Raw genomic sequence first — 24,072 nt, forward strand, 5'->3', positions numbered from 1 at the left:
GAGACCTCCCGGGCCATGCCCGCGCGCCGCGAACTATCCAGTTTCATCCGCTCTACCTTCCGCTCGGTCTGGGCGCTTGAACTGCTGTGCTTCCTGCGCAAGGCGCCCGACCGTGCCTGGAACCGTGCCGAACTGGTCGCCGCACTGCGCGCCAGCGACCTGGTGATCGACCAGAGCCTCGCCGCGCTCGCCGCCGCCGGCCTGGTGGTGATGCTGTCCGAGGATCAGGCGAAATATCAGCCGGCCAGCCCGACGCTCGATGCTCTGGCGCGCGAGGCCGAAGCGCAATATGCCAGCAGTCCGGACAAGGTGCGCCGGCTGATCGTCAGCGGGGATGGCGGGTTGAGTGCGTTCGCGGACGCTTTCCGCGTGCGAAAGGACTGACCCTTGGGCACGCTTGCTCCTGCCATCGTCTACATCTTGTGCTTCGTCACCAGCACGGCCTGTGCCTGGCTGCTCGGGCGGACCTGGCGTCGCAGCCACTCGCCCCTGCTGCTTTGGAGCGCGCTCTGCTTCGTGCTGCTTTCGGCCAACAACCTGTTCCTGATCATCGACCTGCTCGTCATCCGCGAGATCGATTTCCGTATCGTCCGCTCGCTGCTCGGGCTGGCCGCGGTGAGCGTACTGCTGTTCGGCTTCGTCTGGAACCTGGAGGAAGAACGCTGATGCTGCTCGTCTTCCTCTCCGGCGCGACCGCCATGGGCTTTGCGCTCGCAGGCCTGTTCTTCCTGCGCTTCTGGCGCCGCACCGAGGACAGCCTGTTCCTTTCCTTCGCCATCGCCTTCTGGCTGCTCGGCCTTGGCCAGGCGGCGCTGACACTGAGCGGCGCGCCCGTTGAAGAGCGCAGCTGGCTCTATCTGCTGCGCCTCGCCGCCTTCCTCATCATCCTTGCCGCGATCGCCCACAAGAATCGCTCGGCGCGCCGCTAAGCGAAACGACAAACCCCGCCTTGCCAGCGCGAAAGAAATTGCGGAATACAATTCCCACTAATTGAGTCGATTATAGTTCCTCCCGAGCCCCTGGGCTCTCGCAGGAGCAACTCATGTCCCCTTTCCGCTTCCTCGCCGCCGCAGCGCTGCCGGTCGCCCTTCTCGCCGCCGCCCCAGGCCCGGAGACGGCACCGCACCTTCCGGTCGGCTCGTTCGAGCAGCTGCCCAAGCCGCTTCCCCTGCCCTATGACGCGAATGCCAATGCGGATGCGGCGGTGGCGGCCGCCAAGGCAAGCGCCCGGCGCAGCGGCAAGCTGCTGCTCATCGATCTGGGCGGTAATTGGTGCCTCGACTGCCGCCTGCTCGCGGGTACGATCGAGCTGCCGTCGCTCAAGCCCTGGCTCGACCGGCGCTTCGAGATCGTCACCGTCGATATTGGCCGGTTCGACAAGAACCTGCAGATCCCCGCGCATTACGGCATCAAGAACCGACTGGAGGGCGTCCCCGCCCTGCTGATCGTCGATCCGAAGACCGACAAGCTGCTGAATGCCACCAGCGTCGCGGCACTGGCCGATGCCCGCAGCCTGTCGCCCCAGGGCCTGGCCGACTGGCTCGCCAAATGGGCGCGCAAGCCGCGGTGATGGGAAAGGGGCCGGCCGGAGCCGGCCCCCACGCGTCAGACCAGCTCGGCGAGCGCCGAACGGTCGAAGCCCTTCAGGCTGGCGACATCGCCGGTGCGGATCTTCTCGACCCAATGCGGGTCGCTGATCAGCGCGCGGCCGACGGCGATCAGGTCGAACTCGTCGCGCTCCATCCGCGCGATCAGCTTCTCGATGCCCGTGCCGGTCGAGGCTTCGCCGCCGAACGCCGCGATGAACTCGCCCGACAGGCCGACCGAGCCGACGCTGATCGTCGCGGCGCCGGTGAGCTTCTTGGCCCAGCCCGCGAAGTTCAGGCCTTCCTCGCCGTCGATCTCGGGGAATTCCGGCTCCCAGAAGCGGCGTTGCGAGCAATGGAGGATGTCCACACCGGCATCTACCAGCGGCTGCAGCCAGTCTTCCATGAGCTGCGGCGTCTCGGCGAGGCGCGCGGCGAAGTCCTGCTGCTTCCACTGGCTCACCCGCAATGCGAGCGGATAGTCCGGGCCGACTGCTTCACGAACGGCGGCGACCACCTCGGCGGCGAAGCGTGCGCGCTCCCTGATCGAGGCGCCGCCATAGCGGTCCGTGCGCTCATTGGTGCCGTTCCAGAAGAACTGGTCGATCAGATAGCCATGCGCGCCGTGCAGCTCGACCATGTCGAAGCCTATCCGCTTGGCGTCGGCCGAGGCGCGGGCAAAGGCGGCGACGGTATCGGCGATCGCTTCCTCGCTCATCGCTTGTCCACGCGGCTTGCCCGGGGCGAGCAAGCCCGACGGGCTCTCGACCTCGGTGCCCGGCTCCCAGCCGCTCTGGCTGATCGTCGAGCCGGTGTGCCAGATCTGCGGGCCCATCTTGCCGCCGGCGGCATGCACCGCCTCGATCACGCCCTGCCAGCCGGCCAGCGCCTGGTCGCCATGGAAGAAGGGTATCCCGCCCTCGTTGCGCGATGCCGGGCGCTCGATCACCGTGCCTTCGGACAGGATCAGGCCGACGCCACCCTCGGCGCGGCGCTGATAGTACGCGGCGTTGTGCTCGCCGGGGATTCCCTCGGGCGCGAAGGTGCGCGTCATGGGGGCCATGACGATGCGGTTCTTGAGGCTGAGGCTGCCGCGTTCGAAGGGACGAAACAGGATATCGCTGTCGGGCATGGGCTATGGAATCCGTGATGGTTGGACGCGCTAAGGTATATCATGTAAACCTAGGCGCAAGAACGCACCTTGGATCGCCTAGGTATATCGGAGGATACTTTGCCCGTCTGCGACCCCCAGCATTTCCAGGCGAACTGCCCCAGCCGCCAGCTGCTCGACCAGATTGCCGACAAATGGTCGATGATGGTGCTCGCCGTTCTCGATGGCGGGCCGATGCGTTTCAATGCGGTCAAGCGGCATCTCGAGGGCGTGACCCAGAAGGCGCTGACCCAGTGCCTGCGCCGGCTGGAGCGCAACGGCCTGGTCCTGCGCCGGGTGCTGCCGATGTCTCCGGTCGCGGTGGAGTATGAGATCACGCCGCTCGGCCGCTCGCTCCAGGGCCCGTTCAAGGCGCTCCACCTGTGGACCTATGAGCATATCGGCGTGGTCGAGCAGGCGCGGCAGGCTTTCGACGCGCGGGCGGCGGCGTAGGGACGAGCCTCGTACGCCCCCCTACCGTCATCCCCGCGAAGGCGGGGATCCAGGGTAGCTCGGGATAAGCGATGCAATAGAGAACAACCCAACCGGATGTGCCGAAGCGAGCCCGGCGCGCTCTGCCCGTGGCTCTGGATCCCCCGCCTTCGCGGGGATGACGGACGTAATTCGGGGGCCATCATGGGCACCCTACCCCAGCTTCGGCCGCCGGCAGAACGGCACCAGCACCAGCGCCGCCAGGAACATCATCGCCATGATCCGGAAGACGTCGTTGAACGCCAGCGTCATCGCCTCGCGCTGGACGAGGTGCCCCGCCACGCTTTGCGCCATCAGCAGCGCCTCGGCGCGGTCGGGCGTGTAACTGCCGGCATACGCAGCGAGATTGTTGATCAGCTCCGCGCCGGTGCGCCCGGCCACCCCTAGCGCCTCGCCCAGCCGCAGCATGTGGAGCCGGGCATTGTCCTGCAGCCAGGTATTGACCAGCGCGATGCCGATCGCCCCGCCCAGGTTGCGCATCAGATTGAACAGTCCGGACGCGTATCGTAGCTCGGGCCCTTCGAAGCCGGCGAGCGCCAGGTTCACGCTCGGCACGATGCACAGCATGATCGCGAAGCTGCGCACCGCCTGCGGCCACAGCAGCGCGTGGAAGCCCCATTCGGGGGTCATGAAGCTGAACAGCCACAGCCCCGCGGCGAACAGGCTCAGCCCGAAGGTGATCATGATCCGCGGGTCGAGCCGTTGCGACAGGCCCGCGGCGATCGGCACACCGAGCATCTGGACGATGCCGGCGATGAACACGGTCGAGCCGATCTCCGAGGCATTGTAGCCGCGCACCGTGCCCAGGAACACCGGCACGAGGTAGGTCGCCGAGTAGATGCCGAAGCCGATCACCAGGTTGAACACGCAGGCGAAGACGAAGGTCGGCTTGCGGAAGGGCGACAGGTTGACGATCGGGTTCTCCGATCGGAACGAGCGCTCGAGGAACAGCAGAAGTGCGACGAAGCTCAGCCAGGCGCCGGTGGCGATGGCGCGGTCCTGGAACCAGTCGTTCCGCGGCCCCTCCTCCAGCACATACTCCAGCCCGCCCAGGAATATCGCCATCGCAAACAAATGCGTCCAGTCGATCCGCTTGAGCATCGCAGGATTGGGCAGGTCGACACGGATCATCGTCACTGCCAGCGTCGCCACCACGGCGCCCGGCAGGATATTGACGTAGAAGATCCAGCGCCACCCCGCGGCGTCGGTGATCCACCCGCCCAGCGTCGGGCCCAGGGTCGGCGCCAGCACCGACACCATGCCCAGGATCGCCGGGATCATCGCGCGCTGCTTGCCGGTGAACATCGCGAAGCCGGTGGCGAACACCGTCGGGACCATTGCTCCGCCGACGAACCCCTGCAGCGCGCGGAAGGCGATCATCGATTCGATGCTCCAGGCGAGGCCGCACAGCGCGCTCGCCAGGGTGAACAGCCCGGCGGACAGCGCGAACAGCCAGCGCGTCGACATCGCCTGGGCAAGGAAGGCGGCGAAGGGGATCATCACCAGCTCGGCCATCAGATAGGCGGTCTGCACCCAGCTGATCTCGTCCGAACTGGCCGAGAGTCCCGCGCGCACTTCGTTCAAGGAGGCCGCGACGATCTGGATGTCGATCAGCGCCATGAACTGGCCGAACGCCATCACCCCGAAGATCAGGAACTTGGTGGAAGTCGGCAGCGCCTGGGGGTCGATACTCTGCGCCATGCCTGCCTCTTGCGAACTGTCCGGCATCCTTTATATGATGCACGTCATATAAAACAAGGAGCGCCTTCGAAATGCGCTATGCGCGCGAACATCGCGAACAAACCCGTACGAAGATTCTGAAGGAAGCCGCCGGCGCGATCCGGGCAAAGGGTCCCGAGGGCGTGGGGGTGGCGGCGCTGATGAAGCAGGCCGGGCTCACCCATGGCGGCTTCTACGCCCATTTCGCCTCCAAGGACGCGCTGGTGGCCGAGGCGATCGGGGTGATGTTCGAGGAGGCGCGCCACCGTTTCGACCGCGCCATGGCCGAGACCGACCCCGCCGCCGCCCTCTCCAACTATGTCGCCTTCTACCTCTCCGCCGGCCACCGCGACGCCCGCGGTCGCGGCTGCCCGGTGGCGGCCCTTTCGGGCGACATGGCGCGGCTGGAGCCCGGCGCCCGCGAGCGCTTCGGCAAGGGCATCGGCACCCTCGCAGGCTGGCTCGGCGAGGCGCTGGCGCGGCACGGCATCCCCCAACCGCAGGCGGCCGGGCGATCGATGCTCTCCGAGCTGGTCGGCGCGCTCCTCCTCTCCCGCGCCGTCGCCGACCCGGCCGAATCCGACGCCATCCTCGCCGATGCCGCTCTGGCGATCCGCACCCGCTACCAGCTCGCGGCAGCAGCATGACCGGGCTGGAACAGGTCGAGGCGCTTCTCGCCGCGGGCAAGCAGCCGCCGATCGGCGAGACGCTCGCCTTCGCGCTGGTGGAAGTCGCCAAGGGGCATGCGGTGTTCGAGGGCGTGCCCGATCGCCGCGCCTATAACCCCCTCGGCACCGTCCATGGCGGCTATGCGGCGACGCTGCTCGATTCGGCGTGCGGCATCGCCACCCATAGCGCGCTGGCAGAGGGGCAGAGCTACACCACGCTCGAGCTCAAGGTCGCCTATCACCGCGCGATGACCGAACAGACCGGCCTCGTCCGCGCGACCGGCACGGTCCTCTCGATCGGCCGTCGCGTCGCATTTGCCGAAGCCAGGCTCACCGATGCCGAAGGGCGCCTGCTCGCCTCCGCCACCTCCACTCTACTGGTGATCAGCCAATGAACGCGCCCGCCGAGATCGAATCCCAGACCAAGCCCCGCCGCCGCCTGCCCCGTGCCGCCCTGGCGGGCGGCGCCGCCGTGCTGGTCGCCGCTGCCGGCGCCCTGTGGATCGCCAGTCCCGCTTCCAGCGAAACCACCGACAACGCCTATCTGCGCGCCGACAGTACCATCGTCTCGGCCCGGATCAGCGGCGAGATCGCGCAGGTGCTCGTCCGCGACAACCAGGAAGTGAAGGCCGGCGATCCGCTGATCCGGATCGAGGACCGCGAGTTCGCGGCCAGGCTCGATGCCGCCCGCGCCGCGGTGCGCGATGCCGACGCAGGCGTCGCCGCAGCGCTCGCCGCGATCAAGTCGCATGGCGCCGAGACGAGGCTTGCCGGAGCGAACGTGGCCGTGGTGCGCACTTCGATCGCCTCGACCTCCGCTGAACTGCAGCGCGCCGAGGCCGATGACGTGCGCTACCAGGCGCTGCTCGCGCAAGGGTTTGCGACCCGGCGGGATGCCGAGCGCATCCGCTCCACGCTGCTCGATGCCCGCGCCAAGGCACGCCAGAGCGGTGCCAACCTCGCCGCCTCGCAGGACAGCGCCGGCGTGACGATCGCGCGCAAGGACAGCCTGCTCGCCGATCTGGAGCGCGCCCGCGCCGGCGCCGAACAGGCCCGCGCGGCGCTGCGCCTGGCCGAACAGGATGAGGGCTATACGCTGATCCATGCCCCGATCGCCGGCGTGATCGGCAATCGCCGTGCCCAGCCGGGCGACCTGGTCCAGTCCGGCACGCGCCTGCTCACGCTCGTGCCCAGCCAGCAGCTCTATGTCATCGCCAATTTCAAGGAGACCCAGACTGCGCGCATGCTCGCCGGCCAGATAGCCAAGGTACATGTGGACGCGCTGGGAGATACCGTGTTGACCGGCCATGTCGAAAGCTTCGCGCCGGGATCGGGATCGGAGTTCACGCTCCTGCCCTTCGAGCCGGGGTCGGGCAATTTCACCAAGATCGTCCAGCGCGTGCCGGTGCGCATCGCGCTCGACCGCGACCAGCCGGCGCTTGCGCGGCTGCGGCCGGGGCTTTCGACGACCGTCACCGTCCGCCTGGCACGATAATCCGGCGGCCCCGGTCGGGCCGTACGGGTTCCCGCGTCAGGAGCGCATCGGATCGAGAGCTATCGTGGCGCCTGTCCACCGTCCTTCGCTGGATGGCCTCACCCTCGGATCCAAATTCCGGAAAAGCTGGAACAGACCTGGGGGCTTCGCAGCCGACTGCGCAGGTATCATGCTGTAATGAAATTCAGGGTCGGACGACGCTGTAACGCAGCTGCACCTCTTGGCGCGAGCTGCTTCCTGCGCGCGACGGATCGGCGGCGACTTCCGAAACGCTGCGCGTCGTCGGCACCGCAGTCCGAGCTATAATCAGCAGCTCGCTGGTTCCCACCTCGTCGTCGACCTCGAACTTCTGGCCGCGGAGGGGCAGGCGCAGCGGGCGGCCGGGACCGGAATGTAGCGATATGCCGGGCAGTATCCGAGTCAGCCTGCCCTTGCTTCCCACTTCCCATATCTCGATCGTCGCGTCGCGGTCGGTGGAGACCGTGAGCGCCAGCGTCTCACCGGGCACATAGACCGGTTTTGGCCTGTCAAACGCGGCGCGCAGGCCGAGCGCACCTTTGCGTTCGCCATCGCCGGCCTGAACCTTCAGGTCGCGTTCGGGCCCGTCCTGGATTCCTACAACGCCAGTGGCTGCGACCAAGAGGACAGCCGACAGAAATCCGTTCATCTGCTCGCCTTTCCATGTTCAGCCGTGTCGGCCTCCTCCATCGCCTTGGCCTTGGCGAACCATTTCTGCGCCTCCTCCGGGCTGGCCGGCAGCGCAACACCGTCGAGCAGCAAATAGCCGACGTCTCTCGTGGCATCGATCGAGCCCGTTGCAGAGGCGCGTTCGAGCCAACCGAGAGCCTCGTTCACGCGCTTTGGGTCAGCCGGATCGCTCTGCCATAGCGCCCGGCCATGATAGGCCATACCGTCCCCGTCCCCCGCCTCCGCCGCCTTGCGCCACTCCACTCGTGCCTGCGCATCGCTGCCGTTCAAAGACAGCGCGCGGCCGAGTTGATAGTGTAGTCGACCGTTCCGCGGCGCCGCTGCGCTGGCTTGGTCGCAAAGCTCGACCGCAAGGGCGATGGCCTCGCGCTCGGTGGGAGGCTGCGGCGTCATCGCGGCTTCGCATCCGCGCGCATCACGCCCCTGCCAATACCGAAAACCTGCGCCACCGGCGGCAAGCAGTGCGACCATAATCACGGCGATTGTCGCGATGCGCCCGGCACCGATGCGACGGCGCACAAGCCACAGCGTCCGCGCGTCGCTCACTTCCCGGCACGGCCGCAGCCGCAGCGTGCCTTCGCGGTGCGCGGCATTCAGCAGATCGCGCACAGCCGGATCGGTGCTATCCCAATTGGCTTCGGGAAACGCGAAATCGATTGGTATGTCGAGCGTGGCGGCATGGTCGACCACCGCCTGCGCCTTCGCTGCAAAGCCTTCGATTGGCCCCACGACGCCACGTCCGCGATTGATTACCGTGCCGGTCGCGATCACCGGCGTTTCCGCTGACCCGATCGCGCGCGCGCGCTGGTCCGCGATCGCCAACGCCAACCCATAGCTCTTCCCACTGAACCCGCGGCCGGTGACGACCACCGATACACCCTCAAGGCGCGCCTCCTTCGGTTCGCCGCTGCGTGCGTCCATCAGTATTTCGATCGCAGTATCGGCCAGGCCGGGGCCTTGGACGAAGCGATCCGCGCGATCGAGCATCGCGACGCGCTCGACATGCACTGTCTCGAAGGTCACGCCACTGGGGGCGACGACGGGAAACAGGACACTGCGCAGCTGGGGCCTCGAACTGGCCATCTCAGTAGAATTCGATGAACAGCCCCTGCCCGCCAAGCTCGTCGCTGGGCGTGGTGCTGTCGTCTTCCCAAAATGCATCGCGGCCGCCAAAGCGGTCGAGCGGCCCTTCGATCCAGATCCGCCCGCCCTTGTCACGCAGCCTCACCGAAATGCCGGGGGGGAGGTCCTCCATCGCATCGGGCGTCAGCTGCAAAGTGACGAGCCATTTGCCGGTCGCGACATTGTGCGACAACCGTACTGTGAAGCCGGAGGCCGCGAACATCGAACTTTCCTCCTTGCTGTCGGCAGCGCGCCTCTCAATCCGGGTATCCCGGCCCCGCTCCGTCCAGCGTCGGCGCGCGGCCGCAGCGGCATCGCGGCGCAGATGCTGATAGAGGCCGCGCGCGGTAGGAGAAGCCCATACCAACTGCTTCGCGGCAGCGGAGAGCGGCGCCCCCCGGCTCAAGGTCTCGCGAACATCGGCGATGAACGCCAACTCATCGAACCCATGCTCTGGCTCAGACTGCCGCTCCAACACATTGTCGAGCAGTTGTCGCATCGCGGGGTTCATCGTGGCAGGCTTTCAAATCGCATCGGTCATTCCTTCGGAGAGCTTGGGGTCCAGGCAATCGCGCAGCGCCTCGAGCGCGCGGTCGAGGACCCGGTGGAAACGCCGCCGATCCAGCCCGTTGCGCTGGCAATAGCCGGCGGTGCTGAATTCGACCGGATCGGTCATCTTGTAGTGGACGAGCACGAACGAGCGCGGTTCTTCCGGCAGCGCATCCAGGCAATCCTGCAACGCCGCACCGGCCGCCTCGCTGCCCTCTGCATCATCCGCCTCGAGTACTAGCGCGACGGGTTCGAAGCCTTCTGGCATCGCCACCGGGCGGCACTCAGAACAGAACTCGTGGAAATATTCCTCGATGCTCTCAATCGTGCGCGGCAGGTTGCGATCGGCGCCGTGATGGGCGCGCAGATGCCCGAGCAGATCTTCGAAATGCTCCAGCGAACAGCGCCCGCCCGCGCCGAGCGGCCGATCGGACCCGCGCTCCACCTCTCGGCTGATTGCGTCGAGCCGACCCCATGTCTTGCCGCGGTGCTCGCTGCCGCCGATCCATGCATCGCGCATCCGCGTCAGCCCGCGCTTGACCACGACCATGCGCACCGCCGGTCCCTGTTCGCCAATCAGGTCGCTGCCCGCCGTGCCGATCGCGTGGCGCAGCGGCTCGGCACTCCCGAAGAAGCTGAGCGCCGTGTCGAACATACGCGGATTGCGCGACCGGCTTTCCATCAGCTCACGCGCAACCGCGCGCTGGAACGCCTTCCAGCTTTCATCGTCAATCTCGCCGTGTTCGGCCGCCGCAGCGATGATCGCCGCAAAATGCCGGGTGACGACGACGCGAACCGTATCGCGCAAATAGGGCCAGCGATTTGCCAGCCACTCCAACTCTTCTTCCGTCGCACGCATATCGCCCCCCACGAACCTTCGGGAGACACTCCCTTTACCCCTTCGGTTGAGTCAAGTGGCGATCCATCCACAGCGAATTCTATCGCATCCGGGTTCGCGGTGCCGTGCATCGATGCTCCCTTTCGCGTTCCGGGCGGGTGGATTCCCCCTCGTCATTGTGATGGGTGGGACGTCCGCGCGATTGTGCGCTCCCGCGTGGAGAAAATTCTGGATAAAGCAAAAGGCCCGCCGCGGGAGCGACGGGCCTTCTGGCAAGGGACGCAGCAACCCCCGAGCTTACTTGCAGGGCGAGTAGCTAGAAATCGTGCCGGTTACGATGCTCCCGCAGGCGCGCTGGCCAATCACCGTGTTGGTGACAGCACCCTTCTGGTGGACGTCGATGGTCAGATCGCCCTTGGTCTTGACTTGGCCAAGTACCGCGCCGGTCCAGATGTGCCCCTGGACGTCCTGGCCGATTACGGTGTTCGTCACAGCCTTATCCTGCTTGACGGTCAGGGTCGCCTTGCCGCCGATATCCACGCCCGCGCCGGCGGTCTGGGCATTGGCTGCGCCGGCAAAGCCCAGCGAAGCAATGGTGGCGGCAGCGGCGATGATGATCTTGGTGCGCATGATGATTTCCCTCTTTCCTCGACTTGACGGCGGAGGCCTGTCCTCCCGCTGACAGGATATTGGGTGGGGGCTTTCCGACGCTGTGCGGGCCTTCGGAAAAAATTTTGGACCCGCTTGTTCCAGCGCGTCCGGGCCAGGCCAAACGGCCATAACGTGGCAGCGACCATCCGACGCGAACAACCTTTGTCCGGAGCGCGCCGAACGCCACTCAACCTCGGTCTTCACCATATTTCGCGTCGCCGCGGCGGGGCTTGGGTGGCGCTCCCGGTCGATCGACGGCGCCATCGGAACCTATGGGACCATTTCCGACCACAGCTGCCACCAAGCCCATATCGGCATCGGAGCGCGGCGGGTGCGCATATCCTAATGCAGGCAAAAATCGCGCCCCGCGCCATTCCGCGCGCACAAAGCGATATTCCCCACCCAATACCGTCACGAAAGAAAAGGAGGACGGCATGTACGGGATAGGAATTCGACTGGCGCTTGGCACGCTAGCGGCGCTGCCGGGGTTGGCATCGGCGCAGACGGCGGGCGCCGGAGTGGACATCGGCGGAGGAGCGACACTCAGTGCGACGACCGGCAGCATCACCGTGGTCTCACTGGGTGGGAACACAACCGCTAGCAGCAACACCGGATCGATCACCAACACCCGCGCTGGCGGATCGGCGAGCGCGCGAGGAAGCACCGGAACGCAAGTCGTCGCCGCGCTTGGCTATGGCTCCTCCGCCAAAGTGTCAGTGGGCAGCATCAACGGCGCCCGCACCGGTGGGTCGGTGAGTGCGCGCGGCAGCGCCAAATCGGTCACCGCGATCAACATCATGCCCTATTCCACCGTCTGCGCGGCAGTTGGCTCGGTGGGGCCCGGCGGCAGTCACGCCTCGGGCTCGGCCGGCCACGTCGCCGTCTACAATTTCGGGTATTTCCGTCACACGCGGGTGCGCATCGGTACTTCCGGCGCCGTTTGCTGACCTAATCGAACCAGGAGAATGAACATGAAGAGGCTTTGCATCCCGCTCGCCCTCGCCGCGATCTTCGCCGCGAGCCCCGCCTGCGCACAGTTCTCGGGTTTCAACAAACCCCGGTTCGGCACCGGCAGCTTCGCCAATGCGCCCAGTTCGGCGACGGCAATCGGCGCATCCGAAGGCGCGCGGATAAACCGCATCCGCTCCGGCGCCGGCGCCAGCCAGTATCGCCCTGTGAAAACCTGCGACACCGACATCGCCTATGGCACCCAGGATGGACGCGGTCCGCAATTGACGTCGCGTCGCAAAGATACCTATGTCGATAATATCGAGGTCTATTCGGGCGGCTTTTGCACGGGCAGCAATCGCCAGCAGAAATAGGACGGGGGAAATCGGATGATCGAGAGTAAACTGCATCGGCTGTTCGCTTGCGCGATCGGATTTGGCCTGCTCGCGACATCGGCAGCGGCCCAGGATAGCGGCGCCGCTATTTCCGCCCGACCTAAATATGTGCCGGAGAATGCCTCCACCAACTTCGAAGCCTCGCTCCGCTGCATGGACGAACTGCTCAGCCGCACCCAATATACCCGCGGCGTACCGATCTATGCGCGCACATGGGACGAGGGTGGCGCCCCCAGCGGGGCCCAGACCCGCGACATGATCATCGCGGCTTTGGCGCGGATGACGGAGAAGAGCCGCTTCTTCGCCATCGGTGTCGAACCCAGTCCCGAGGTGCTGGCAAGCCTTCCTTCCACCTCGCTGGTGGTCGGCGGATCGGTCACCGCGTTCGAGCGCGACGTGACCGGGAAGAATTCCGGTGCCGGGATAACGCTTGGCCCGATCGGGCTGGGCTTCCAGAATGTGAAGAGCGGATCGGTGATGTCGATCACCGTCTATCTTCAGGATGGCAAGGGCGTGGTCCTACCCTCCACCATGCAAAGCCTGTCGATGGTGTTGACCAACCGCAATAAGAGCGGCGACATGAGCGGCGACGTGAAGGTCGGCGGCGGCTTCTTCCAGATGGGCTTCTCGCGCACCGACGGACCATTGTCCGCGATCCGCGCGCTGATCGATCTGGGGCTGATCCAGGCGGTGGGCGCCTATGCGCAGGTGCCGTATCAGCGCTGCCTTACGCTCAGCCAGACCGACCCGCGCGCCGTCGCCGACGCGCGCAAGGCGTTCGACAGAATGAAGCCAGCCCAACAGATCTCGCTGATCGCCGCCGCGCTCGCCCAGCGCGGCATCTATCGCGGCCCACTCACCCAAGTGCTTACCCCCGACCTGCGTGCCGCGATCGCCGAATATCAGGCGCAATCGCGAATCTCCGCGCTGGGCCTGCCCACTTTCGAAGTCTATTATTCGCTTTACGGGTCCACCTACGGCACCCCCGGTACCGCGCCGGTTCCGGTGGTCGCGGGCACGCCGGACAGCAACCCGCTGGGCATTCGCGTCGCACCTTCAGGGCCCTATTTCAAGGCTGCTAGCAACGGCGTTTTCGTGATCGGCAAGGGCTATCGCGCCAGTTTCGCGATCACGGTGGCGCGACCGGCGAATGTCGCTTGTTTCTATATCGACGCCCAAAAGCGCGCGACCAAGGTGTTCCCCAATCCCCAACGCCGCTCCGCAGTCCTGCAGCCGGGCGACACGCTTCAGATACCCGGACCAAGCGATGTTTTCGTGATCGCATCCGAAGTCGAAGACGCGATCGAAACCGTCACCTGTGCCGCCTCGAGTCAACCGGTCGAGCGCTTCCTGCCTGCTGGGCTCCAGACGGACTTTGCCCCCAGCGCGCCGCCGCTACCGGTGCAGGACGCAGAGAGTCTGGAAGCGGCGTTGCGCCGGACGGGCGCCCCTGACCTCTCGGTGCACACGCTGCGCTTCCTTACCAAATGCGTGAATCCGGAGACTCAGGGTTATCTGGCGCGTTGCAGCTGACGCGGGCGGTGATCGGTTACTTCGCGACGACGATCTCAACGCGCCGGTTGGCCGGGTCGTCTGACGGAATGCCCGGGCTCGGCTGGCGCTCCCCCATCCCTGCCGCTCGAAGCCGTTCGGCCGGCACGCCGGCAGTACGCAGCGCGGTAACAACGCTCATTGCGCGCCTGCCCGACAGCTTGAGATTATAGTCGTCGTTACCGCGCGAATCGGTGTGACCGACGATCACGAAGATGTTCTGCGCGAAGTCCGGTGCGCTCAGCACCTGGGCAATGCGGCCGATCATGAGGAGCGATTCTGGAGTCAACCGGTCGGAATCATATCCGAATTGGATAGATCGAAACTCGAGCGGTTGGCCAGCAGGCTTAGCTTGGATGGGCTGCGCGTTGTTGGGATAGAGCGGCTTGTTGTAATCCTGGCCGTTGTTCAGCCACAGCGAGCGCGCGGCCGGATCCGCTTGGCGCTGCGTCTGAATCTGCGCGTTGATCCGCGCACGGATTTCCTCCGGAGACATTTCCTGCGCGGCGGCCGGAGTGGCCGCTGCCAACGCCCCAAGAAAAAACCAGCCAAGTTCACGGATTCTCATAGAAGCCCCCCAAAGAACAACGTCGCTCGCAACGCTCCTGTTGTTAAAACCCTCAACGGTTCGAGTCGATAGGCCCCCGGTACAAAGTCACCGCAAGAATGCAGACCCTCAATCTGCACGTATGGCTTTGTCGTTGCCAAGGCGTTATCCATCTTTTTCGGGGGCAACATGATGATTCGCAAATTCCCGATGCCGGCCTTGCAATCTGGCGTGGTGCGCGCGGCGGCATGCTTATTGGCGCTGCTGGCGCTGTCGTGCTGGCCATTCCTTCCTGCATCGGCGCAGGGTACTCAGGTGCGCGTCGCGCTCGTCATCGCCAACAGCGCCTATGCCTCCGTACCCGCATTGCCCAATCCGGTCGCCGACGGCCGGCTCGTCGCCAAGTCGTTGAAGGCTGCCGGCTTCCAGAAAGTCATGTTGCTGGAAAATCAGGATCGCATCGGCATGGAGCGCGCCTTGCGCGATTTCGCCGCCGAGGCGGAGCGCGCGGATGTCGCGATGATCTATTATGCCGGGCACGGGATCGAAGCCAATGGTGAGAACTATCTAATCCCCGTCGATGCACGGCTGGCCAATGATCGCGACCTCGAGATCGAAGCGGTCAAGCTCTCGACGCTGGTGCGCATGGCCGAAGGGGCCAGGCGTCTGCGCATAATCGTGCTAGATGCCTGCCGTACACCGCCCTCCGGCATGAAGCGCGTCGCCTCCTCGCGCAGCATCAGCCGGGGGCTGGCGCCGGTCGAGCCGGAGGGAGACAGCCTCGTCGTCTACAGCGCGAAGGCGGGCACCACGGCAGCGGACGGCGCCGGTCAAAACAGCCCGTTCGCCGTATCGCTGTCACGTCGGATCGTTCAGCCGGGACGTGAGCTCAACATTCTGTTCCGCCAGGTCCGGGACGACGTGCTGAAGGAAACGAAAGGGGCACAGGAGCCCTTCACTTATGGTTCGCTGTCGAGCGAGGAATTCTATTTCGTCGCCCCATCCAAGGGACCGCTGGCTGCCATCGATATGGAAGCCGAGGCTTGGGGACTGTGTCGCGATGGCGCCACCCGGGCACCGTGCGAAAGCTATCTGAAGACCTATGCCAAGAACGGCCGCTTCATGACGCTGGCAGCCACGCGGATGAGCGACTTCTCGAACGCAACTGTACCGGCGGCGGCCGTAGCACGACCGCCAGCGGTGCCGATTGCGCTTGAGACGGTGAACACGCTCGGCATCAATGTTCGTGCGACGACCGACGGGTCCGGCATCCGCGTCGAATCGGTCGCCTCGTCGGGCGTCGCCTATGGCCAGCTGCTGGCCGGAGACCTGATCGTCGCGATCAATTCCAACGGCCTCCAGCGCGACGTCTCGGCCGGCAAGCAGCTCGGCGATGCGATGGCGGGCGGGCGGGTGAAGCTACTGGTTAGGCGCGGACCAACATCGACATTGGTGATCCTGCGAGCGCAGTGATTTCAGGGGGCACGGGAATGCGATTCAGGGCTTATACTTTAATGTTGTCTGCGCTGTTCGCTATCTGCGCCGCGCCCCAAGCGCTGGCCCAGAAGGAAGTGAAGTACGACGCCCGCTTCCGAGCCAAATATCCGGAGGTGGAGAAAGCTGGCACGATCGGCATTCTGCAGTTCAACGGTAACGACGGCGGCAACTTTACCTCGGCCCTGACGTCGCAGCTGCAGGCAGCGCAGATCGACGGCGCCCAGATATTCGATATCCGCACGCTCGACAGCCTGAACTTCAAGTCGGAAACGGCGATCTCCAAGTCCGAAGTCGCTGCAGCGATCCGCCTGGGGCAGAAGCTCGGCGTAAAGCTGGTCTTCACCGGCGTCGTCGCCGCGGCCTCGGTGCGCCAGACTGATTATGTCCGCGAAGAGAACGTCTGCGTCGAAAGCGCCGGCTTTCTGAAACCCTGCAAGCGATCCGAGACCAAGCGGATTCCGTGCAGCAAAATCGGCGGCTCCTACACCGTCACGCCTCAGGCAATCCGCGTCGATACCGGCGCGGTCGTCTATTCGGAAATGGTGTCGACGCAGGGCGAATATTCGGTCTGCAATGGCGAGCTCCAAGGCCAGACCGGCAATTTTTTCGGCCTATTCGGCAAGAAGGACAAGAATGCGCCGCCCCCCGTCTCGACGCCCGAGGCGCTGCTCAATCGGCTGCGCAACGACGCCGCCGCTATGATCCGTCAACAGGTCGCCCCCTTCAGCCGTTCAATCAACGTCACGATGAAGGACAAGGGCGCCGGCCTTTCCAAACCCGATGCAAAGAGTTTCGAGAACGCGCTCGCCTTTGCCAATGCGGGGCGAATGGACCGCGCCTGCAGCATCTTCGAGACGCTCTATGTAGATCCGAACAAGTCGAATGTGCCCCTCCTCTACAACATGGGCGTCTGCCAGGAGGTGCTGCTTCCGGACGAGCCGGCCGCGGCGCTGGAATTCTACGCCAAGGCCGATCAATTGCTGGAGCGGCCGGACAAGCTCGTTTCCGGGGCGTTCGTGCGCACCAAGGCGATGGTTGGCGAGGCCAGGGCGATCAATAAAGCCCGGCAAGCCGCTCCGCGAAAGAATTGACGGTGAAGCGACCGATTCGCCTCCTGCCGTTCTGCCTGGCGCTGTGCGTCGTGGCCGCGCACCAGGCGCAAGCGCAAGTGGCCCGCGTCATCGGCGGGCACAACGCGAACGAAGGCGACTGGCCGTTCCAGGCTCTGGTAGTGTCGGACAGGGGCGTATGCGGCGGCACCCTGGTGGCCCCGAATTGGGTGGTTACCGCCGCACACTGCACGACCGACGATAAGACCAATCGTCCGATCCCCGCCGAAGCTTTCACGCTACGCATCGGCTCCATCTATCCCAAAACCGGCGGCGAGACGCACTCGGCGCGCCGCGTGATCACGCATGAGGGCTTCGCCTTCCTCACCATGAACAACGACATTGCGCTGATTGAGCTCGACAGCCCGTCCGCGAAACGCCCAGTGCCGCTGGAAGGGGTGACGCTCCCGGTTCAAGGCGGCCGCAAAGTGAAGGCTGATGCCAGCCCTTGGGCGACCGTGATCGGATGGGGCCGGATGGTGCCGATCACAGGGGGAATCGCGACTGTGCTGCAACAGGCGTCGCTGCCGCTGGTGGATGCCGAACGCTGTAACCAATCGCTTTCGCCTCGCCTGAAGCGCTATGGCGCGATCGACCAGCGGCGGGTCTGCGCGGGGCTGACCGAGGGCGGCGTAGACTCGTGCAATGGTGATTCGGGCGGCCCGCTGCTTATCTCCGATGGCGACGGCGGTTGGGCCCAAGTAGGCGTGGTCAGCTACGGGGAGCCGCAATGCGGTGCGCCGAATTCCTTTGGTATCTACACGCGCGTTTCCAGCTTCGCGGACTGGATCGGGCGCAGCATCGGCATGGCCGTGCCGCCCTCGCCTCCGCCTGCGGCCACGCCCATGCTTGGCGCACCAGCCGCCGCGCCGACGTTGATGGCCGAAGCGGCCAAGGAGCGTGGTGACCTGTCGATCTCGATGTCGCGACGCAATCTTCGTATCGGCGACAGCTTCGTGCTCGAAGTGCGCAGCAGCTTTGACGGTTATCTCGCTCTCTTCGATCTGAATGCGAAGAATCAGCTGACCCAGCTCTTCCCCAATCCACGCTCGGAGGTTCTGGCGAAGAAGGGTTTTGTCCGCGGCGGCGCCGTCGTCCGCTTGCCCGACGCGACCTATGGCTTCGAGTTCCGCGCGGCCGATCCTAGCGGGCGCGGGCGCATCTTGGCGCTGGTCGTCTCCGATCCGGCGATGCTGAACGGGATCAAGGCTGGCGACGGGTTCCGGACCCTGGAGAATCCCGACGCGGCGCTCGCTCAGCTGGAACGAGCGGTTCGCCCGGTGCCTGCGACGAGCGACGGCGTGCGCAAATGGGGTGCCGCTTTCATCGACTATGTAATCGAATGACGCGCCTGCTGCTCCTTGCGATCGTCCTCCTCGCGACTTGGCCCAAGCCGGCGCTCGCCGATTGCGATGCCATAGCCGTACGCGCCCATGCAGCGTCCGAGAACGGCGATATCGAGACCTTGCGACAGCTCTATCGCGACAGCGAGTCGGAGAATTGCGCAGCGCTGCGTAAATGGATCGGGAAGCGCGCCGCCGACGCGATCTACAATCAAGCAACTGTCCGCGATCCCACCGACGAGCGACAATTGCTCGCCTCGCTCGAATATGGCCGTAGCTGGCAGGCGCTGGCGACGCTGGGAGACCTCGCCATTGGGCGCCACGATTACGTTGTCGCCGCGGGTCGCTATCAGGAAGCGCTGGTCGAAATAGCCGATGCAAACGCCACACCCGAGGCCCCGCCGGCAGAAGTCATCCTGGCGATCCGTCGACGAGCGGAACAGGCGGCACTGCTGTCGCCCAACTATGTGCCCAGCGCACGCGGCCGCGATGGCGCCAATGCCGGCCTTGCCGCGATGCGGATCCGCGGAATTGAAATCTCAGCCGTGGCGTTGCCGATTCAGTTCAAGTTCGACAGCACGGAATTCACCGAAGCGGGGCTCGCCGCAGTTGCCGATCTCTGCGACATCCTAAAGGCCGATCAGCAGAAGCTAGGCCGGATCACCCTTGTCGGCCATACCGACGCGACCGGCGATTCCGAGTATAATCGACTCCTTTCCGTCCGCCGCGCCCAGGCGGTGCGCGAATATCTGCGCGCACATGGAATTGGCGTGGATATCCAGGCGGAAGGACGCGGCGAAAGCGAGCCATATCAGCCCGACGACGCCGGCCACTACAGCCAGGCCGAGCGTGACCAGATGTCCCGCCGGGTCGAACTGCGCCGCCAATGAGCCTGTCGCATCGATGCGCCGTCGCACTGACGCTGTTGTCGTCGTTGGTCGCGCTCCCGACAGCCTGGGCAACGCCAGCGCGGCCCGTGTTCGCCCTGGTGATCGGCATCGACGCGTATGTGGGGGTTCAACCCCTGAGGGGGGCCGTCAACGATGCGCGCAGCATCGCCGATGCACTGCGAAAATCCGGTGCGCGCCAAGTCGTGGTGCTGCTCAATGCCGACGCGACGCGGCAGCGCATTCTCGACAATATCCGTGAACTCGGCGCACAGGCATCGCGTGAATCGGGCGCGCTGGTTATTACCTATGCCGGGCACGGCGCGCAGGAACCCGAGAAGATACCAGGTGACGAAGTCGACGGGATGGACGAGGTTCTGGTGCTCGCCGGCTTTCGCCCAAACACGGCGGACAATGTTCAGCGCATCCGCGACAATGACCTCTATGTTGCCTTGAAGGCACTCCCGCAGAATGTCGAGGTCCTATTCGTCGCCGATGCCTGCCACAGCGGCACGCTCACCCGCTCGGCCGATCCGCGTGCAGGCGAACAGAGCACTCGCTTGGCGAAGTACGGGCCGATCGTCGACGACAAGCTCGCTTCGCCTCCGTTGGCGAGTAAAGGCGAGGAAGCTGAGGACCTGCCGAATGTCGTTTTCGTTGCCTCCGCCTTGGACAGCGAAGTAACCCCCGAACTGATGATAGAAGGCAATTGGCACGGCGCGGTCAGTTGGTATTTCGCCAAGGCCCTGAGTGGTGCGGCGGATACCGACGGGGACGGCAACACCACACTGGCCGAGTTTCGTACCTACCTGGTCAATCGCGCGCGGTTAATCGCAGAGAGCCGCCAGACGCCGACGGTTCATTATGGCCCATCGCGTGGGCTCGATAGTTTTCCGATCCAGGATGTGTCGGCGACGAGAATGCCTGACGCAGCAAGCCTGCCGATGCTCAAGGTCTGGACGACGGGGGGGAGAGCACCTCCCCCCGGCGCGGTTGCTGCCACGACGCGTAACACCGCGGATCTCATTTGGGACCAAGTAGCGCGACAGGTAGTTGCAAACGCCAATGGCGATGTGGTCGCCGAACAGGGCGCGCAGCAGAATGAAGCGGCGTTCATAGCCGGAACGATCGATAAATGGCGCGTGATGCCGCACCTACGCCAGCTCGTTTCGTCGGGCCCGGTGATTCCACTCGATATCGGGCCGCGGGGTGCTGGTGCGCGTTATATAGGTGGGCGTGTCCGAATAGTGGTGGGGCCTCGCCCTTTGCCGCAACTACGGTACCTGACCATCGTTGATATCGCTGGGGACGGTACCGTGCAGAATCTCTACCCCTTTCCAGGCCGCCCTGCCGAAGCCGGCACCATTGCGCCAGATTTCACCATCGAGCGCGATCTGCGCGTACAGCCGCCCTATGGCGCCGACCATATCGTCGTTATTGCCAGCGCTGAGGAACCTGCCGCTCTTCGCGATGCGCTTCGGGGAATGGAAGGCCGTCAAGCGGCGTCCGAAGCGGCGCGTGCAATCGAGACTTCAATCAAAGGTTCAATCCATGCCGTAAGTCTGGTCGGTTTATACTCGGGACAATAGACTCTGTTTCCGTGACTATAGATCGAGGTGTCGCGGTTGATCGGGGACAGCCCCTGTCTGTTCGGCCTCAGCTATTTGGCAGCGAGCCAATTGATTTCAGAAAGTTGGGCGCTCCATAAGGCGGCCCGATCGGGCGGGCTGCAAGGTCGCGCTCCGCTGCGAGGTTCGGGGCATCGGCGCGGCGATAAGCGGCGCAGGATAGCCTCATCGAAAATCGGACCGCAACGGTTCGCTTGTGAAACGATGCGGCCCCGATCGATCACTGCAGATGAATTACAACTGACACGGCACGGCGGTTCTGGGCGTGTGCGGCTTCGTCCGAGCCGAGTGCTTCGGGCCGCTCCTTGCCATAGGAGATCGTCGTGATGCGGCCCGGTGCGATGCCCTGTTGCGTCAGGAATTCGGCCGCGGCCCGCGCGCGACGGTCACCCAGCGCCAGATTATATTCGCGCGTGCCACGCTCGTCGGCATGGCCTTCGACCAGGAAGGCGGCACGCGGATGCTGGCGCAGCCACTGCGCCTGGCGGGTCAATGTGGCGCGTGCGTCGGCCGACAGCGTATAGGCATCGAAGGTGAAGAAGACGCGGTCACCCGCTTGCGCCGCCAGATCGGCCTGGAGCCGCGCCAGCGCGGGATCCTCGCCGTTTTCGGCATAGGGATCGCCGCCACCGCCGCCGCTAGGCAGATCCGAAGCGTTAGCCGGCACCTGTCGCTTGGTGCAGCCTCCGATAGCAAGCGCGCCCATCACCACCGCCAGCATCAATTTCCTGCGCATACGCTCTCCGAGAAATGTTTCGGAAACATCCCTAGAGAGGCTTGGACTATCGGCGTTACTATAGGTTTTTTATGCATGGACCGCCGCACACCACGGCCATAGTCCCGGCCCCTAAGAACGCGTATCCTGCAGCCCCTCTTGCAGATCTTCCTTGGAAGAGGCGCGTTCCCACCGCGGCGGCGGGCAGGATGGTCGTCCCCCGGCCCAGGCCCGCCGCCCGGACCAGCCAGAGGCACCGCAACGAGCTTGATGACACCCGGAAGACCGAAACCCATCGCCCGCCTGCTCGCAGCGCGCCTGCACCTGGAGCGCGCCGACATGCTGCGCACGGCGATCGTACTGGCGCTTTCCGCTCTTGCCGCATTTGTCGTCTATCCGCTGGGCGAAGTCGCCTCCGCCCTGGTGTTCGTGCTCGGCATTACCATTGCAGGCGCCCTGAGCGGCCTGGCGTCTGCGCTGCTCGCGGCGCTCGCCGCCTTCCTGATCTACAATTTCTATCTGACCGAGCCGGCACTGACGTTCCGCATCGCGACCGGCGGCGACATCGCCCCGCTCATCGTGTTCAACCTGTGCGCGCTCGTATCCGGAGTGCTTGCCGGGCGGCTCAAGGACCATGCTCAGGCGGCACGCTCCAGCAATCTGCAGCTCAACAGCCTGCTCGCGCTGAGCCAGGAGCTGCAATCCGCCATTCGCTTGCCCGATATCGTCGTAACGGTAGAGCGCGCTGTCTACGACATCCTTGGCGCTCGTGCGGCATTGTTCCGTTTCGAGGACACCGCACTGCGCAATCTCTCGGTTTCCCCCGGGGAATCGGACTGGCGGGTCTTTGCCCACGGGGTCGCCGCGCACGCGCCGCTACCGGTCGAGAGCGCGCTGATCGGCCGACGCCTCGAGCCCGCGAACGCGCCCCATGCGGTGCTGGTGCTCGAACCGTTGCGACCAGGCAAGATCGAGCCCGCCTTTGTCGATGCGGTCGCCAACATCGTCGCGCTCGCGCTGGAGCGCGCCGCACTGTCCGAGCAGATTACCGAGCGCCGGGCCATCGCGCGCGCCGAGAAGCTGAAGACCGCCCTGCTCGCCTCGGTCAGCCATGATTTCCGCACGCCGCTCACCGCGATCAGCGCGTCCGCCTCGAGCCTGATCGCCTATGGCGACAAGCTCGATCCGGAAACCTCCGCGAGGCTGCTGCGCGGCGTGGTGGAAGAGTGCGAGCGGCTCAACCGCTACACCGCCAACCTGCTCGAGATGAGCCGAATGGAAGCCGGCGGGCTTGCCCAGCCGCTCCAGATCCTGGGCGTCGCCGAAATGGCCGCCGCGGCGCTGCACCGCGTGCGCCCGCGCGCCGGGGCGAGGCAAGCGACGCTCCAGGCGCCTGGCCCGGACCTGCTCGTCGCCGCCAATCCCGCCCTGTTCGAGCTCGTTCTGATCAACATCCTCGACAATGCGATCCTCTACAGCGAGGCGGATGCACGGATCGAGATCCTCATATCGACGGAGGATGGCGCATGCCGAATCGATATCGCCGATAGTGGCCAGGGCATTCCCGAACATGCGCTGCGGCGCGTGTTCGACCGTTTCTACCGCGCCGGCAAAAGCGAGACCGCCGGGCGCGGCAACGGTCTCGGGCTGGCAATCGCCAGGGGATTCGTCGAGGTATTGGGCGGCACGATCGACGCGACCATTCCGGGATTGGACAGCCGTGGCACCCGCATCACCATCCGACTTCCGGTCGCCGAGACATCGCAACCATGACGAACATCCTTCTGGTCGACGACGAACCGGCACTGATTGCCGTGCTGCAGCCGGTGCTCGGGGCCGAAGGCTATGGTGTGGCCATCGCCTCTGGCGGGGCGGCAGCGCTGCGCATCGCGGAGGACATCAAGCCCGACGTGGTGCTACTCGACCTCGGCTTGCCGGACATCGACGGCAAGGACGTGATCCGCACGCTGCGCGCCACCAGTTCCGTGCCGATCATCGTCATTTCCGCCCGCCACCAGGAAGGCGAGAAGATCGCAGCCCTCGACAACGGCGCCGATGACTATGTCAACAAGCCCTTCGAGATCGGCGAGCTGATGGCGCGTATCCGCGCAGCGATCCGTCGCAGCTCGAGCCTGAAGAACGCGCCCAGCACGTATCGTAGCGGGCCACTTGAGATCGACTTCCCGGCGCGGCGGGTATCACTGGGGGGCGATACGGTGAAGCTTTCTCCCAAGGAATATGACCTGCTGCGCACGCTCGCGCTCAGCGCTGGCCAGGTGGTGACGCACAAGCGGCTCCTCGCCGTGGGCTGGGGCAGCGATACCGCGGACAGCCAGTATCTTCGGGTCTATATCGGGCTGCTCCGCCAGAAGATCGAGGAAGACCCGAGCGCTCCCCAGCTCCTCGTGACCGAACCGGGGGTTGGCTATCGGCTCGCCAGCGCGAGCTGATCTGCGCGGAATCCCGCGCGCCCG

Annotated in this window: 27 protein-coding genes; 18 read left to right on the forward strand and 9 right to left on the reverse strand. The window is 65.3% G+C overall.

What is annotated here, in order from left to right; translation table 11 throughout:
* Positions 1-15: 15 nt before the first annotated feature.
* The 4 genes from AC1RPL_RS03405 to AC1RPL_RS03420 all read left to right on the forward strand — a co-directional run bounded on the left by AC1RPL_RS03405 (position 16) and on the right by AC1RPL_RS03420 (position 1,570).
* Positions 16-384, forward strand: coding sequence for a hypothetical protein (locus tag AC1RPL_RS03405; RefSeq protein WP_493067848.1), 369 nt, complete (start codon positions 16-18; stop codon positions 382-384).
* A 3-nt stretch (positions 385-387) separates the two neighbouring features.
* The gene (locus AC1RPL_RS03410) at positions 388-666 is read left to right on the forward strand and encodes a DUF5985 family protein (protein ID WP_493067849.1); all 279 of its coding nucleotides are present in this window, start codon (positions 388-390) and stop codon (positions 664-666) included.
* Positions 666-929, forward strand: coding sequence for a DUF5985 family protein (locus AC1RPL_RS03415; RefSeq protein ID WP_493067850.1), 264 nt, complete (start codon positions 666-668; stop codon positions 927-929). Before AC1RPL_RS03410 ends, AC1RPL_RS03415 begins: the two co-directional genes overlap by 1 nt.
* Before the next feature lie 113 nt (positions 930-1,042).
* On the forward strand, positions 1,043-1,570 hold the full coding sequence (locus AC1RPL_RS03420; protein ID WP_493067851.1) for a thioredoxin family protein: 528 nt from the start codon (positions 1,043-1,045) through the stop codon (positions 1,568-1,570).
* Positions 1,571-1,605: 35 nt separating this feature from the next.
* On the opposite strand, the gene AC1RPL_RS03425 is transcribed toward AC1RPL_RS03420, so the two are convergent.
* Positions 1,606-2,718: an NADH:flavin oxidoreductase gene (locus tag AC1RPL_RS03425; RefSeq protein WP_493067852.1), complete on the reverse strand. Its 1,113-nt coding sequence runs from the start codon at positions 2,716-2,718 to the stop codon at positions 1,606-1,608.
* Between the two features lie 99 nt (positions 2,719-2,817).
* On the opposite strand from AC1RPL_RS03425, the gene AC1RPL_RS03430 reads away from it, so the two are divergent.
* Entirely contained in the window at positions 2,818-3,189 is a 372-nt protein-coding gene (locus tag AC1RPL_RS03430; RefSeq protein ID WP_493067853.1) for a winged helix-turn-helix transcriptional regulator, read from the forward strand.
* A 192-nt stretch (positions 3,190-3,381) separates the two neighbouring features.
* Here the strand turns inward: AC1RPL_RS03430 and AC1RPL_RS03435 are convergent, their stop codons facing one another.
* Positions 3,382-4,929 carry a DHA2 family efflux MFS transporter permease subunit gene (locus tag AC1RPL_RS03435; RefSeq protein ID WP_493067854.1) on the reverse strand — a complete coding sequence of 516 codons (1,548 nt, stop codon included), beginning with the start codon at positions 4,927-4,929 and terminating at the stop codon, positions 3,382-3,384.
* Between the two features lie 71 nt (positions 4,930-5,000).
* Here AC1RPL_RS03435 and AC1RPL_RS03440 point away from each other — a divergent pair, with 71 nt between their 5' ends.
* The 3 genes from AC1RPL_RS03440 to AC1RPL_RS03450 are packed head-to-tail and all read left to right on the forward strand — an operon-like array spanning position 5,001 to position 7,110.
* A complete protein-coding gene (locus AC1RPL_RS03440; protein ID WP_493067855.1) occupies positions 5,001-5,594 on the forward strand; it encodes a TetR/AcrR family transcriptional regulator in 594 nt (197 codons plus the stop codon).
* Positions 5,591-6,010, forward strand: a complete 420-nt coding sequence (locus AC1RPL_RS03445) for a PaaI family thioesterase (RefSeq protein ID WP_493067856.1) — start codon at positions 5,591-5,593, stop codon at positions 6,008-6,010. The genes AC1RPL_RS03440 and AC1RPL_RS03445 overlap by 4 nt, the downstream gene beginning before the upstream one ends.
* Positions 6,007-7,110 carry an HlyD family secretion protein gene (locus tag AC1RPL_RS03450; protein WP_493067857.1) on the forward strand — a complete coding sequence of 368 codons (1,104 nt, stop codon included), beginning with the start codon at positions 6,007-6,009 and terminating at the stop codon, positions 7,108-7,110. Before AC1RPL_RS03445 ends, AC1RPL_RS03450 begins: the two co-directional genes overlap by 4 nt.
* 184 nt (positions 7,111-7,294) lie before the next feature.
* Here AC1RPL_RS03450 and AC1RPL_RS03455 read toward each other — a convergent pair whose 3' ends face one another.
* The 5 genes from AC1RPL_RS03455 to AC1RPL_RS03475 form a co-directional block, all read right to left on the reverse strand.
* The gene (locus AC1RPL_RS03455; RefSeq protein WP_493067858.1) at positions 7,295-7,777 is read right to left on the reverse strand and encodes a DUF4384 domain-containing protein; all 483 of its coding nucleotides are present in this window, start codon (positions 7,775-7,777) and stop codon (positions 7,295-7,297) included.
* Entirely contained in the window at positions 7,774-8,901 is a 1,128-nt protein-coding gene (locus AC1RPL_RS03460; RefSeq protein WP_493067859.1) for a tetratricopeptide repeat protein, read from the reverse strand. Before AC1RPL_RS03460 ends, AC1RPL_RS03455 begins: the two co-directional genes overlap by 4 nt.
* Before the next feature lies 1 nt (position 8,902).
* Complete coding sequence (locus tag AC1RPL_RS03465; protein ID WP_493067860.1) at positions 8,903-9,439, reverse strand: hypothetical protein; 537 nt, start codon at positions 9,437-9,439, stop codon at positions 8,903-8,905.
* Positions 9,440-9,463: 24 nt separating this feature from the next.
* A complete protein-coding gene (locus AC1RPL_RS03470; protein WP_493067861.1) occupies positions 9,464-10,348 on the reverse strand; it encodes a hypothetical protein in 885 nt (294 codons plus the stop codon).
* 276 nt (positions 10,349-10,624) lie between these two features.
* Positions 10,625-10,957, reverse strand: a complete 333-nt coding sequence (locus AC1RPL_RS03475; RefSeq protein WP_493067862.1) for a hypothetical protein — start codon at positions 10,955-10,957, stop codon at positions 10,625-10,627.
* Positions 10,958-11,412: 455 nt separating this feature from the next.
* Here AC1RPL_RS03475 and AC1RPL_RS03480 point away from each other — a divergent pair, with 455 nt between their 5' ends.
* Genes AC1RPL_RS03480 through AC1RPL_RS03490 form a run of 3 tightly spaced genes read left to right on the forward strand, consistent with a single transcriptional unit; the run spans position 11,413 to position 13,854 of the window.
* Positions 11,413-11,925 carry a hypothetical protein gene (locus AC1RPL_RS03480; protein ID WP_493067863.1) on the forward strand — a complete coding sequence of 171 codons (513 nt, stop codon included), beginning with the start codon at positions 11,413-11,415 and terminating at the stop codon, positions 11,923-11,925.
* Positions 11,926-11,949: 24 nt separating this feature from the next.
* A complete protein-coding gene (locus tag AC1RPL_RS03485; protein ID WP_493067864.1) occupies positions 11,950-12,300 on the forward strand; it encodes a hypothetical protein in 351 nt (116 codons plus the stop codon).
* 15 nt (positions 12,301-12,315) lie between these two features.
* The gene (locus AC1RPL_RS03490; protein ID WP_493067865.1) at positions 12,316-13,854 is read left to right on the forward strand and encodes a DUF4384 domain-containing protein; all 1,539 of its coding nucleotides are present in this window, start codon (positions 12,316-12,318) and stop codon (positions 13,852-13,854) included.
* 16 nt (positions 13,855-13,870) lie between these two features.
* Here AC1RPL_RS03490 and AC1RPL_RS03495 read toward each other — a convergent pair whose 3' ends face one another.
* Entirely contained in the window at positions 13,871-14,440 is a 570-nt protein-coding gene (locus AC1RPL_RS03495) for an OmpA family protein (RefSeq protein ID WP_493067866.1), read from the reverse strand.
* 168 nt (positions 14,441-14,608) lie between these two features.
* On the opposite strand from AC1RPL_RS03495, the gene AC1RPL_RS03500 reads away from it, so the two are divergent.
* From AC1RPL_RS03500 to AC1RPL_RS03520, 5 genes are read left to right on the forward strand one after another with little or no spacing between them, the layout of a single operon-like run.
* A complete protein-coding gene (locus AC1RPL_RS03500) occupies positions 14,609-15,892 on the forward strand; it encodes a caspase family protein (protein ID WP_493067867.1) in 1,284 nt (427 codons plus the stop codon).
* A 41-nt stretch (positions 15,893-15,933) separates the two neighbouring features.
* The gene (locus tag AC1RPL_RS03505) at positions 15,934-17,007 is read left to right on the forward strand and encodes a hypothetical protein (protein ID WP_493067868.1); all 1,074 of its coding nucleotides are present in this window, start codon (positions 15,934-15,936) and stop codon (positions 17,005-17,007) included.
* 2 nt (positions 17,008-17,009) lie between these two features.
* The gene (locus AC1RPL_RS03510) at positions 17,010-18,371 is read left to right on the forward strand and encodes a trypsin-like serine protease (RefSeq protein ID WP_493067869.1); all 1,362 of its coding nucleotides are present in this window, start codon (positions 17,010-17,012) and stop codon (positions 18,369-18,371) included.
* Entirely contained in the window at positions 18,368-19,258 is an 891-nt protein-coding gene (locus AC1RPL_RS03515; protein WP_493067870.1) for an OmpA family protein, read from the forward strand. The genes AC1RPL_RS03510 and AC1RPL_RS03515 overlap by 4 nt, the downstream gene beginning before the upstream one ends.
* On the forward strand, positions 19,255-20,844 hold the full coding sequence (locus AC1RPL_RS03520) for a caspase family protein (protein WP_493067871.1): 1,590 nt from the start codon (positions 19,255-19,257) through the stop codon (positions 20,842-20,844). Before AC1RPL_RS03515 ends, AC1RPL_RS03520 begins: the two co-directional genes overlap by 4 nt.
* 259 nt (positions 20,845-21,103) lie before the next feature.
* On the opposite strand, the gene pal is transcribed toward AC1RPL_RS03520, so the two are convergent.
* Complete coding sequence (gene pal, locus AC1RPL_RS03525) at positions 21,104-21,619, reverse strand: peptidoglycan-associated lipoprotein Pal (protein ID WP_493067872.1); 516 nt, start codon at positions 21,617-21,619, stop codon at positions 21,104-21,106.
* Between the two features lie 249 nt (positions 21,620-21,868).
* On the opposite strand from pal, the gene AC1RPL_RS03530 reads away from it, so the two are divergent.
* Positions 21,869-23,371: a sensor histidine kinase gene (locus AC1RPL_RS03530; protein ID WP_493067873.1), complete on the forward strand. Its 1,503-nt coding sequence runs from the start codon at positions 21,869-21,871 to the stop codon at positions 23,369-23,371.
* Positions 23,368-24,048 (forward strand): response regulator transcription factor, encoded by a 681-nt coding sequence (locus AC1RPL_RS03535; protein WP_493067874.1) that lies wholly within the window; start codon positions 23,368-23,370, stop codon positions 24,046-24,048. The genes AC1RPL_RS03530 and AC1RPL_RS03535 overlap by 4 nt, the downstream gene beginning before the upstream one ends.
* The last annotated feature ends 24 nt before the right edge of the window (positions 24,049-24,072 follow it).

This window comes from Sphingomonas sp. GW821-FHT12D09, from assembly GCF_058807215.1.